Origin of the sequence: Micromonospora sp. NBS 11-29, assembly GCF_002140155.1 — a bacterium.
In the GTDB taxonomy this organism is placed as follows: domain Bacteria; phylum Actinomycetota; class Actinomycetes; order Mycobacteriales; family Micromonosporaceae; genus Micromonospora.
In genome coordinates this window covers 141,172-152,847 of the sequence record NZ_NAPR01000017.1, presented here as the reverse complement: position 1 = coordinate 152,847, position 11,676 = coordinate 141,172, and the positions used below count along the sequence as shown (strand labels likewise).

Here is an 11,676-nt window from a genome sequence, read left to right as displayed (position 1 = left end):
CCTGCCCGCCGAGCAGTACGCGGTGCAGACCGGCACCCACCCCCGGACCACCACGGTGGCGAACATCGAGCGGTACAAGGCGCAGCTACGCCGGCTGGGGCTGGGCCACGACGAGCGGCGCTCGGTCGCGACCATCGACACCGACTTCTACCGCTGGACGCAGTGGATCTTCCTGCAGGTCTTCAACTCCTGGTACGACGCGGACGCCCGCCGGGCCCGGCCGGTCGCCGAGCTGATCGCCGAATTCGAGGGCGGCACGCGGCCCACCCCGGACGGACGTCCGTGGGCCGAGCTGACCGTCGCCGAGCGCCGGCGGATCGTCGACGACCACCGGCTGGCGTACGTCTCGGAGGCGCCGGTGAACTGGTGCCCGGGGCTGGGCACCGTGCTGGCCAACGAGGAGGTCACCGCCGACGGCCGCTCCGAGCGGGGCAACTTCCCGGTCTTCAAGCGGAACCTGAAGCAGTGGATGATGCGGATCACCGCGTACGGTGACCGGCTGCTGGACGACCTGGACACGCTGGACTGGCCCGAGCCGATCAAGCTGATGCAGCGCAACTGGATCGGCCGCTCCACCGGCGCGCACATCGACTTCCCCACCGACGCCGCCGCGGTGCGGGTGTTCACGACCCGGCCGGACACCATCTTCGGGGCCACCTACATGGTGCTGGCGCCCGAGCACGAGCTGGTCGACGTACTGGTGCCGGCCGCCTGGCCGGAGGGGACGCGGGACGCCTGGACCGGTGGGCACGGCAGCCCGCGCGAGGCCGTCGAGGCGTACCGGAAGGCCGCCGCGGCCAAGACGGACGTGGAGCGGCAGGCGGAGAGCAAGGAGAAGACCGGCGTCTTCGTCGGCGCGTACGCGACCAACCCGGCCACCGGCGGGCAGATTCCGATCTTCATCGCCGACTACGTGCTGGCCGGCTACGGCACCGGGGCGATCATGGCGGTGCCCGCCCAGGACGAGCGGGACTGGGCCTTCGCCGAGGTCTTCGACCTGCCGATCGTGCGCACCGTGGCGCCGCCGGAGGGCTTCGACGGCAAGGCGTTCACCGGGGACGGCCCGGCGGTGAACAGCGCCGCCCCGGAGCGCGGCGTCGACCTGGACGGCCTGGGGGTGGCCGAGGCCAAGGCGCGGATCATCGAGTGGCTGGAGGCGAACGGGCACGGTGCGGGCGCGGTCACCTGGCGGCTGCGCGACTGGCTGTTCTCCCGCCAGCGGTACTGGGGCGAGCCGTTCCCGATCGTGTACGACGAGTCCGGGGCGCCGATCGCGCTGCCCGAGTCGATGCTGCCGGTCGAGCTGCCCGAGGTGGACGACTTCTCGCCGAAGACGTTCGACCCGGAGGACGCGCAGAGCAACCCGGAGACCCCGCTGTCGCGTCGGCGCGACTGGGTGGAGGTGGAGCTGGACCTGGGTGACGGGCCCAAGCGCTACACCCGGGAGACCAACGTGATGCCGCAGTGGGCCGGCTCCTGCTGGTACGAGCTGCGCTACCTGGACCCGACCAACGCCGAGCGCTTCGCCGACCCGGAGAACGAGGCGTACTGGATGGGGCCTCGAGACACCGGAGACCGCGGCCGACCTGACTGCGGGGGAACCGACCTGTACGTCGGCGGGGCCGAGCACGCCGTGCTGCACCTGCTGTACGCCCGCTTCTGGCACAAGGTGCTGTTCGACCTGGGGCACGTCTCGTCGTTCGAGCCGTTCCGCCGCCTGTTCAACCAGGGCTACATCCAGGCGTACGCGTTCACCGACCCGCGCGGCGCCTACGTGCCGGCCGAGGAGGTCGTCGAGGTCGACGGCCGGTGGTTCCACGGCGAGACCGAGGTTCGGCGCGAGTACGGCAAGATGGGCAAGTCGCTGAAGAACGTGGTCACCCCGGACGAGATGTGCGCGGCGTACGGCGCCGACACGTTCCGGGTGTACGAGATGTCGATGGGTCCGCTGGAGGTGTCCCGCCCGTGGGAGACCCGGGCGGTGGTCGGCTCCTACCGGTTCCTGCAGCGGGTCTGGCGCACCGTGGTCGACGAGCGGACCGGCGAGTCCCGGGTCACCGACGCCCCCGCCGACGACGCGACCCGGCGGCTGCTGCACCGGGTGGTCGACGGGGTCCGCGGCGACATGGAGGCCATCCGGTTCAACACCGCGATCGCCAAGCTGATCGAGCTGACCAACGGCCTGACCCGGCTGGCCGAGACGCCGCGTGAGGTGGCCGAGCCGCTGGTGCTGATGGTCGCCCCGTTCGCCCCGCACATCGCCGAGGAGCTGTGGCGCCGGCTGGGTCACGACACCTCGCTGACGTACGCGGACTTCCCGGTGGCCGACCCGGCGCTGCTGGTCGCCGAGTCGGTGACCTACCCGGTGCAGGTCAACGGCAAGGTCCGGGGCCGCGTCGAGGTGCCGGTCGACGCGCCGGAGGACACGGTCCGCGCGGCGGCGCTGGAGGCGGTCGCCGGCGCGCTGGCCGGCCGGGAGCCGCGCAAGGTGATCGTGGTGGCGGGCCGGATGGTCTCGGTCGTCGCCTGAGCCGGGTGGCGGGCGCGTCCTGCGGGGCGCGCCCGCCACCGGTCATGGTTCGCGGCGGTGCACGACGATCGCGGCGAGCAGCGCGGCCACCACCGGCCAGACGGCGAACACCGCCCAGGCGCCCGGCACGGTCGCCACGTGCAGGTTCGGCAGCACGTACGGGTTGCCGACGAGTCGTTCCCAGGCCGGGACCGGCAGCGCGTTGTGGACCGCGGCGGTCCACCGGTTGGTGATGTCGAAGGCCAGCGGGGCGAGCAGCAGCAGCGTCGTGGTGACCACGACGGCCGGCGCGGTGTGCCGCACCAGGGCGCCGACACCGAACCCGATCAGCGCGCAGACCGGCAGCAGCAGCGTCGACGCCGCGACGGCGCGCAGCGCGCCGGGTTCGCCGATCGACGCGCCGGCGCCAAGGTCGGCGAGGATCGCCTGGGACACCCCGAACGACGTCGCGGCGGCGATCGCGCCGACCACCAGCATGACGCCGGCCAGCACCACCACCTTGGCGCCCACCACGGCGCGGCGGTCCGGCACCGCGATCAGCGTGGTGCGGATCTGGCCGCTGGCGTACTCACCGGCGATCATCAACGCGCCCACCGCCCCGGCCGCGAGCATGACGAACAGCCAGCCCTCCTCCGGGAACGCGTCGTGGATCGGGTCGAACGCGGCCCGGCGTTCGGCGGCGTAGCCCGGCCAGTTGTGGTGGTCGGCGACGGCGGCGCGGACGCTGAACAGCACGGTCGACACCGTGATCAGCGCCATCGACCCGTACGTGGAGCGCAGCGACCACAGCTTGGTCCACTCGGCGGCGAGCAGGTCGCGGAACCGGGCGTCCATCATCGGCCTCCGGCGGTGTAGTCGAGTCGGTCGGCGGTGAGGTCCATGAACGCCTCCTCCAGCGAGGCGGCGCCGGAGTTCGCCCCGGCGAAGGCTGCGAGGCTCTCGTCGACGAGCAGTCGCCCACGCCCGATGATCACGAGGTGGTCCACGGTCTGCTCCATCTCGCTCATCAGGTGGCTGGAGACCAGCACGGTCCGGCCCTCGTCGGCGAGCCGGCGGAACAGTCCCCGCACCCAGCGCACCCCGTGCGGGTCCAGGCCGTTGAACGGCTCGTCGAAGAGCAGCACCGGCGGGTCGCCGAGCAGCGCGCCGGCGATCCCGAGTCGCTGCCGCATGCCGAGCGAGAATCCGCCGATCCGGCGCCGCGCCACCTCGGTCAGGCCGACCTGGTCCAGCACCTCACCCACCCGGGAGCGGGGGATCCCGTTGCTGCGGGCCAGCGCCGTCAGGTGCGCCCGCGCGCTCCGCCCGCCGTGCACGTCACCGGCGTCCAGCAGCGCGCCGGCGTGCCGCAGCCCGCGCGGCCGGTCGGCGAACGGCCGCCCGTCCACCAGGGCGACGCCGCTGGTCGGCCGGTGCAGGCCGACGACGAGCCGGAGCGTGGTGGACTTGCCGGCGCCGTTCGGGCCGAGGAAGCCGGTGACGTGTCCGGGTCGGACGGTGAGGGTGAGGCGGTCGACGGCGGTGCTCCCGCCGTACCGTTTGGTGAGGTTCCTGAGCTCGATCATGGCGTCGACGCTTCCGTGTTCCGGCCGCCGGCTCNGTGCCGGCGGCCACACCGGACCGTCGGGGCTCCGCCCCCGGGCGTACGCCCGCCGGCCGATGACCGGACGGCCGGTGGCTGGCTACGGTGGGGCCCATGGAGGTCGTCGTCCCGGACACCCGTGCCCGGCGGACGCGGACGGTGCTGGTCTGGTCCGCGGTCGCGCTGCTGCCCCCGGTGGTGCTGTTCGCGTCGACCACCGCCACGGGCGGTCCGGCGCGCTACCTCGCGCCCCTCCTGGCGGTGCTCCTGCCGGTCGGCCTGCTGCACCGTCGTCCGCTGCTCGCCGTCGGTCTGATGCTCGCCGGGGCGTCGGCGGTCACCGTCATGACGAACGGGTGGGAGGACGGCTACCTGGCCGGGCTCTGGTACCTCCAGTTCCTCACCATCGACGTGATGCTCGGAGTGGCAGCGGCCCGGGCGCGGTGGCGGGTGTCGGTGCCCGCGGCCGTCATGGTTCTGCTGATCCAGCTCGCCGCGGCCTTCGTGAACCTGGCCAGCGACCCGGTGGGCCGGGCCGCCGTCTCGGTGCCGGCCGTGCTCGCCGCGTGGGTGGTCGGCAACTCGATGCGCGCCCGCCGCCGGCACGCCGAGCAGGTGCGCGCGCACGCCGCCGCCGAGGCGGTCACCGCCGAACGGCTGCGCATCGCCCGGGAGCTGCACGACGTGGTCGCGCACAGCATCGGCGTGATCGCCATTCAGGCCGGCGTCGGCGCGCGGGTGCTCGACAGCCAGCCCGCGCAGGCCCGTGCCGCGCTCACCACCATCGAGCTCACCAGCCGGGAGACGCTGGCCGGGCTGCGGCGTACCCTCGGCGCGCTGCGCCGCCCCGACGGCGCGGCGGCATCGTTGGACCCGACGCCCGGACTGGCCGACCTGGACCGGCTGGTCGAGGCCGCGGGCGACGCCGGGGTACGGGTCACGCTCACCGTCGACGGCGAGCCGGGTCCGCTGCCCGCCGAGGTGGAGTTGGCCGCCTACCGGATCGTGCAGGAGGCGCTGACCAACGTGGTACGGCATGCCCGGGTTCCGACGTGCCGGGTGACGGTGCGGCAGGCGCCGGACGGCGTGCGCGTCGAGGTGGTGGACGGCGGCCACGGCGGCCCGCTCGGCGGCCCGGGGCACGGGATCGTCGGCATGCGGGAGCGGGCCCTGTTGCTCGGCGGCCGGTTCGAGGCCGGGCCGCGGCCGGAGGGCGGCTTCCGGGTGGCCGCCGTGCTGCCGACGGGCGCGGCCGGCCCGGTGGTCGCTGCGGGTCCGGCGGGTCCGGCGTGACGATCCGCGTCCTCCTCGTCGACGACCAGCCGCTGGTCCGGGCCGGGCTGCGGGTGCTGATGGCCGACGCGGTCGACCTGGTGGTGGTCGGCGAGGCCGGCACCGGTGCGGAGGCGGTGCGGTCGGCCCGGGAACTCCTGCCCGACGTGGTGCTGATGGACCTGCGGATGCCCGGCACTGACGGGATCGCGGCGACCCGGGAGATCGTCGCGGCCGGCGGACCGACCCGCGTCCTCGTGCTCACCACGTTCGACGACGACGAGCACGTGCACGCGGCGTTGCGCGCCGGAGCGAGCGGCTTCCTGGTCAAGGACATGGCGCTGGAGGAGATCCTCGGCGCGGTGCGGGTGGTAGCGGCCGGCGACGCGCTGATCGCGCCGGGGGTGACCCGGCGGCTCATCGCCGAGTTCGCCCGCCGGCCCGACCGGGCACCCCGTCCCCGTGCCCTGCCCGGTGTCACCGAACGGGAGCGGGAGGTGCTCGTGCTGGTCGCCCGCGGCCTGTCCAACGCGGAGATCGCGACTCAGCTCGTGATCAGCCCGGCCACCGCGAAGGCGCACGTGGCCCGCCTCTTCACCAAGCTGGCCGCCCGGGACCGGGTGCACCTGGTGATCGCCGCCTACGAGGCCGGCCTGGTCACCCCCGCCCGGTAGCTCAGCGCGCCGTGGGTCAGTGATCGGCGATCAACCCGCCGGGCAGCGTCTCGCCGGCGCCGGGCAGGTCAGCCTCGCCGGCACCGGACATGTCAGCCTCGCCGGCGCCCGGCAGGTCAGCTCGGGCCGAGCCGGCGTTGCCGTTCCGCCCGCCACCAGCGGTGGATGATCAGCACGCTGGCGATCAGGCCGAGGCTGGCCGGCGCGGCCGCGTACCAGTTGATCGAACCGGGGCTGGTCACCGCCGCGCCGATCGCGGCGTAGCCGATGGCGGTCGGCGCGGAGGCGATCACACTGCCGGCCAGGAACGGCAGCACCCGGGCCGCGGTGGTGCCGTAGCCGTAGCTGACCAGCCCGAACCCGGCGATCGGCAGCAACCGGACGGTGATCACCCCGAACACGCTCTGCCGGGCGAACCAGCCGTCGAGCCGGGCCAGCCGGCCGCGTACCCGCTCGGCGACGAACTCGCGGCCCAGCATCCGGCCGACCGCGAAGCCGAGCGCCGCCGCGAGCAGTGCCGCGCCGAGCGCGTACGCGGCGCCCTGCACCGGGCCGAAGATCGCGCCCGCGGCCAGCGTGACGAACGTGCGGGGCACCAGGGCCACCAGCAGCAGCGCGCCGCCGACCACGGCCGCGACCGGGGCGTAGCCGCCGAGCGTGTCGGCGAGCCGGGGCAGCTCGGCCGGGTCCGGCCGGGGTGCCAGCAGCAACGTGGCGCCGAACCCGGCGAGCAGCAGGAGCAGCAGCCCGAACCGGCGCGCCGACGGTTGCCGCAGCAACCCGACGAGCCGGCGGGCCACCGGTCGCCGCCCCGGCCGGGCGGCGCCGGTCATGCCCGGGCGGCGGCCGCCACCGCGGCGCGGCGCTCCGACCGGAGCCGGTCGGCCCAGGTGTCGTCGAGCGGGGGGAGCTGGTGGACGCCGGTCGCCCAGCGCAGCAGCAGGTCGGCCAGGTCGGGGTTGCGGGCCAGCGCCGGGCCGTGCGAATACGTGCCGAGCAGCTTGCCCCGCCAGGCCCCCTCGGTGGCACCGTCGTTGCCGACGCCGGTGGTGACCCGGGCCAGCGGCGCCACGCCGGGGCCGAGGTGGGTGCGCCCACCGTGGTTCTCGAACCCGGTCAGGTGCGGGATGCCCAGTCGCGGGTCGACCTCGCCGGCCAGCTCGCCCACCGCCCGGGTCGGGCCGCGGTCGGAGGAGAGGTCGAGCAGTTCCAGGCCGGCGCACCGGGTGCCCTTGGCGAAGAACGAGGTGCCGAGCAACTGGTAGCCGGCGCAGACGCCGAACACCACCGAACCCTGGGCCACCGCCCGGTGCAGGCCGCCGTCGGCGAGCAGGCGCTGGGCGCCCAACGCCTGCGGGCCGTCCTCCCCACCACCGATCAGGTAGATGTCGGCGGTGGCGGGCAGCCGCTGGTCGGAGCGGACCTCCAGCACCTCGACCGGCATGCCGCGCAACTGGGCCCGCCGGGCCAGGATCAGCATGTTGCCGCGGTCACCGTAGGTGGACAGCAGGTCGGGATAGATCCAGACGATGCGCAGGCTCTCAGTTGACACGGTCCAGCTCCGCTCGGATGTCCTGGAAGGCGGTGTAGTTGGCGATGACCTCCAGCCGGCCCGGCGGCACCGCCCGGACCGCCTCGTCGAACGTGCGGACGTGCCGGAACGGCACCCCGTTGACGTCCAGCCGCACGGCCAGGTCGTACGCCCGGTCACCGGTGATCAGCACCTGTCGGCCGGCGAGCGGGGAGAAGTCGACGTCGAACAGCCACGACGTGTCCAGCCCGTCGGGGTCGCGCGCGTTGATGGAGAGCAGGGTCGGCGCGACGTCGGCCATGTCGAACGCCTCCAGCCAGCTCGCCGGGTTCTTGGCCAGCAGCAGTCGGATGTTGCGTCCGTCCCGGTCGACCTGGGCGTAGCGGCCGGCGACCGAGGTGACCGTGCCGAGCCGGGACACCGCGTCCACCGGGCGTACGCCGAACTCGGCGGCGACCGCCAGGGCGGTGGCCGCGTTGCCGAGGTTGACCTTGCCGGGAAGCTGGAGCTGGATCTTGTGCCAGGCGCCGGTGGGGTCGAGCACCCCGTCGTCGTCGACCGTCCACTGCGGCTCGGGGCGGCGCAGCGGGCAACCGGTGCACCACCACTGCTCACCGACGCGCCGGATGGTGGAGCCGCACTCGGGGCAGACCCACGAGTCGTCGTGCCAGCGCTGGCCGGCGCTGAACCAGGTGACGTGCGGCGGGTGGTGGCCCTGGGCCGGGTCGGCGGGCGGGGAGGCGGCCCAGACCACCATCGGGTCGTCGGCGTTGGCGACCACCCGCACGTCCGGGTGGCGGACCAGGGCGGCCCGCCAGAGCTGCGCCATCATGGCGACCTCCTTGGCCCGGTCGAGCTGGTCGCGGGAGAGGTTGAGCAGCGCCACCACATGCGGCTCGGTCGCCTCAAGCACCTGGGCGAGGTAGTGCTCGTCCACCTCCAGCACCGCGTAGGGCGTGCTGCCGGCCTTGGCCAACGCCGAGGTGTGCCCGGTCGGCATGTTGGCGCCGAAGGCGTTGGAGGCGACCCGGCCCAGCACGCCGACCGCCGCGGTGGTGAGCCGGGTGGTGGTGGTCTTGCCGTTGGTGCCGGACACCAGGGCGATGGCGCGCCCGGCCGAGAGGTGGGCGAGCAGGTCAGGGTCGATCTTGAGGCCGATCCAGCCGCCGATCACCGAGCCGTCGCCACGGCCCGCGGCCCGCGACAGCGCCGCGGCGGTGCGCGACACGGAGCTGGCCACCTTTGCCCGCAAGGGCATCTTCGCGTCCGTCACCCGAGCGAGGTTACCGGACCACGGTCGCCGCCAGATCGCCGCCGACGGCGAACCGTTCGGCCGGGGACGCCCGGCGGACGGTCGGAGCGCGCCCGGCCGGACGGCGACGGTCGATGTCGGGTAGCGGACGCCCGCCGGGGCCGCTCACCCCCTCCACTCCGCTCCACCCGCGCTGACGTGCGGTTTTGCGCGCCGAAACGCCACGCCGACCAGGCAATTCTGGTTGCAGGTGGAGGGAAGTGGAGTAGAGTGGGGCGCGATGGTGAGGCCGGGAGGGCCACACCGGCCCGGGGGGTCAGCGGCGCCGCGAACGCCGCTCAGGGCGAGGGGGTTTGGGCCGATGTTCCTCGGCACCCACACTCCGCGCCTGGACGACAAAGGCCGGTTGATCCTGCCGGCCAAGTTCCGGGACGAGCTGGCGGGGGGTGTCGTGATCACCAAAGGGCAGGAGCGCTGCCTCTACGTCTTCCCGATGCCCGAGTTCCAGCGGATCGCCGACCAGTTGCGCGCGCAGCCGATGACCAGCAAGGCGGCCCGGGCCTACAGCCGGGTCTTCTTCGCCAGCGCGCACGACGAGGTGCCGGACAAGCAGGGGCGGGTCACGATTCCCGGGCACCTGCGGTCGTACGCGGCCCTCGACCGGGAGCTGGTGGTGATCGGGGCGAGCACCCGGGTGGAGATCTGGGACCGGGCGGCCTGGGAGACCTACCTCGCGGAGAGCGAAGACGACTTCGCCGACATCGAGGAGGGGGTGCTGCCCGGCGGTCTGTAGGGCGTGACGGCGCCCCACGTACGGCGAGATCTCCAGCCGCTTTCGAGTTCCTGGCACCCCTTCCCCGGTGCCAGGCGCACGATCCGAGACGGAGGGCCGCGGCCTCCGGCGGGCGGGGAGCGGATGGGGATCTGGCGGTATGACGAGGCGTCGTCGCGACGACGGACACACGGACGGAAACGGGTTTCGAGCAGTGGGGGTCGACATGGGGGAGCTACGCGGCACGCATGTGCCGGTGCTGCTCGAGCGGTGTCTCGAGCTGCTGGCCCCCGCCCTGGGCCGCCCCGGCCGGACCGTGCACGTCGACGCCACGCTCGGCCTGGCCGGGCACGCCGAGGCGGTGCTGACGGCCCATCCGGGCACGGTGCTGATCGGCCTCGACCGGGACACCGAGGCGCTCGCCCACGCGCGGGTCCGCCTGGCCCGGTTCGCCGATCGGGTCCACCTGGAGCACGCCGTCTACGACGAGCTGCCCGAGGTGCTCGACCGGCTGGGCTACCCGGCGATCGACGGCGTGCTGTTCGATCTCGGCGTCTCGTCGCTGCAACTGGACGCGCCCGACCGCGGGTTCGCCTACGCGCAGGACGCGCCGCTGGACATGCGGATGGACCAGACCCGGGGGACGACCGCCGAGGAGGTGGTCAACACCTACTCGCATCCGGAGCTGGCCCGCCTGCTGCGGGTGTACGGCGAGGAGAAGTTCGCCGGGAAGATCGCCTCGGCGATCATCCGGGAGCGGGAGCGGGCCCGGATCACGTCCTCGGCCCGCCTGGCCGAGCTGGTTCGGGACAGCATCCCGGCTCCGGCGCGGCGAACCGGCGGACACCCGGCAAAGAGAACGTTTCAGGCTTTACGGATCGAGGTAAACAGAGAACNCGCATGGTGGTCCTGTCCTACCACTCGCTGGAGGACCGGCTCACCAAGCAGGCGCTCGCCGACCGGGTTCGCAGCAAGGGCCCGGTCGACCTCCCGGTCGAACTGCCCGGGTCGGGTCCGACGTTCCGGCTGCTGAGCCGGGGCGCGGAACTGCCCGGGGAGGCGGAGGTGGCCGCGAACCCGCGGGCCGCCTCGGTGCGGCTGCGGGCCGCGGAGCGGCTCGACCCGGAGGAGATCGGGCAGGGGCGGACCGACCGCGAACGGTACCGCCGCCGGGTGAAGGCGATGCACCAACCGGGGACCGGGACGGACGAGGAGGGGGAGGGGACATGAACGTCGAGAAGCGCGACGGCCGGGGGGCCGTCGGGCAGCGCGCACCGCGGTCGGGGGGCCGGACCACGGCGCAGCGCACCACGCGGGACACGACGACGGCGGCGGACCGCCGGGAGGGGACTCGCGCCCGGGGGGCGCGCGACTTCCCCACCCAGGGCACCGCCGCGCTGCGGCCGGCCGAGCGCACCCGGACCACCGAGGCGGCGGCGCCGCGGCTGCGGGTCGCCCCGCCACCGCCGATCCGGGTGCCCCGGGCGCCCTTCGTCGGGCTGATCCTGGTGCTCGTGGTCAGCGGGGTGCTGGGCATCCTGGCGGTCAACACCAAGATCAACGAGAACGCGTTCCGGCTGGAGAAGCTCGAGCAGCAGCAGGCCAAGCTCGACGTGGACGAGCAGGAGCTGAAGAAGGAGATCGCCGAGCAGGAGGCGCCGGGCAACCTGACCGCGAACGCCCGCAAGCTGGGCCTGGTCGAGTCGGAGGACCCGGCCTACATCCGGCTGCCGGACGGGCGCACGATCGGGGTGCCGCACCCCGGCGAGGGCGTGTCGGCCGGCGCCGGCCAGCAGGGCAACGGAGGNGGCGCGGCTCGTCGCGCGGGGTCGAACCACGGGAACCGGGCGTCGGCGGCATCTCCGACGCCCGCGCGTACACCCCGCGCGGGCGGACCATCCGGGAGGGCGGCGCCGAGCAACGGCGTACCCCACGGGGCGGGAACCGGTCGGGCGACCCGTTCCGGCCGGCGTTGCAGGTGCTCGACGGTGGCCGGGCCGGGCGGGCCGGCCGCCGGGAGCCGGCGACGGCCGGTGAGAGCGCCCGGGCCGGCCGCCGGGCGA

9 protein-coding genes and 3 pseudogenes are annotated in these 11,676 nt (G+C 74.3%); 7 read left to right on the top strand and 5 right to left on the bottom strand.

Translation table 11 applies throughout. The annotated features are described in order from the left end of the window. Window positions 1-2,530 (top strand): leucine--tRNA ligase (gene leuS, locus B1205_RS21370; RefSeq protein WP_254910108.1); only part of this gene is annotated, 2,530 nt, incomplete at its 5' end. 42 nt (window positions 2,531-2,572) lie between these two features. Here the strand turns inward: leuS and B1205_RS21365 are convergent. Further along, window positions 2,573-3,367 carry a hypothetical protein gene (locus B1205_RS21365; RefSeq protein WP_089157230.1) on the bottom strand — a complete coding sequence of 265 codons (795 nt, stop codon included), beginning with the start codon at window positions 3,365-3,367 and terminating at the stop codon, window positions 2,573-2,575. Next, entirely contained in the window at window positions 3,364-4,095 is a 732-nt protein-coding gene (locus tag B1205_RS21360) for an ABC transporter ATP-binding protein (RefSeq protein ID WP_089157375.1), read from the bottom strand. The genes B1205_RS21365 and B1205_RS21360 overlap by 4 nt, the downstream gene beginning before the upstream one ends. A gap of 131 nt (window positions 4,096-4,226) precedes the next feature. Here B1205_RS21360 and B1205_RS30385 point away from each other — a divergent pair, with 131 nt between their 5' ends. Further along, window positions 4,227-5,405, top strand: coding sequence for a sensor histidine kinase (locus B1205_RS30385; protein WP_089157229.1), 1,179 nt, complete (start codon window positions 4,227-4,229; stop codon window positions 5,403-5,405). After that, window positions 5,402-6,058, top strand: a complete 657-nt coding sequence (locus B1205_RS30380) for a response regulator (RefSeq protein WP_089157228.1) — start codon at window positions 5,402-5,404, stop codon at window positions 6,056-6,058. Before B1205_RS30385 ends, B1205_RS30380 begins: the two co-directional genes overlap by 4 nt. A 116-nt stretch (window positions 6,059-6,174) precedes the next feature. On the opposite strand, the gene B1205_RS21345 is transcribed toward B1205_RS30380, so the two are convergent. From B1205_RS21345 to B1205_RS21335, 3 genes are read right to left on the bottom strand one after another with little or no spacing between them, the layout of a single operon-like run. Next, on the bottom strand, window positions 6,175-6,891 hold the full coding sequence (locus B1205_RS21345; RefSeq protein ID WP_089157227.1) for a TVP38/TMEM64 family protein: 717 nt from the start codon (window positions 6,889-6,891) through the stop codon (window positions 6,175-6,177). Beyond that, window positions 6,888-7,610: a type 1 glutamine amidotransferase gene (locus tag B1205_RS21340; protein WP_089157226.1), complete on the bottom strand. Its 723-nt coding sequence runs from the start codon at window positions 7,608-7,610 to the stop codon at window positions 6,888-6,890. The genes B1205_RS21345 and B1205_RS21340 overlap by 4 nt, the downstream gene beginning before the upstream one ends. Beyond that, window positions 7,600-8,847 (bottom strand): MurT ligase domain-containing protein, encoded by a 1,248-nt coding sequence (locus B1205_RS21335; protein WP_089157374.1) that lies wholly within the window; start codon window positions 8,845-8,847, stop codon window positions 7,600-7,602. The genes B1205_RS21340 and B1205_RS21335 overlap by 11 nt, the downstream gene beginning before the upstream one ends. Before the next feature lie 355 nt (window positions 8,848-9,202). Here B1205_RS21335 and mraZ point away from each other — a divergent pair, with 355 nt between their 5' ends. The 4 genes and pseudogenes from mraZ to B1205_RS32045 all read left to right on the top strand — a co-directional run. Continuing rightward, window positions 9,203-9,634 carry a division/cell wall cluster transcriptional repressor MraZ gene (gene mraZ / locus B1205_RS21330; protein WP_089157225.1) on the top strand — a complete coding sequence of 144 codons (432 nt, stop codon included), beginning with the start codon at window positions 9,203-9,205 and terminating at the stop codon, window positions 9,632-9,634. 205 nt (window positions 9,635-9,839) lie between these two features. Continuing rightward, window positions 9,840-10,843 (top strand): annotated as a pseudogene (gene rsmH, locus B1205_RS21325) (16S rRNA (cytosine(1402)-N(4))-methyltransferase RsmH). Beyond that, window positions 10,840-11,420 (top strand): annotated as a pseudogene (locus B1205_RS21320) (hypothetical protein); the annotation flags it as partial. The pseudogenes rsmH and B1205_RS21320, both read left to right, overlap by 4 nt. After that, window positions 11,394-11,676 (top strand): annotated as a pseudogene (locus tag B1205_RS32045) (penicillin-binding protein 2); the annotation flags it as partial. The pseudogenes B1205_RS21320 and B1205_RS32045, both read left to right, overlap by 27 nt.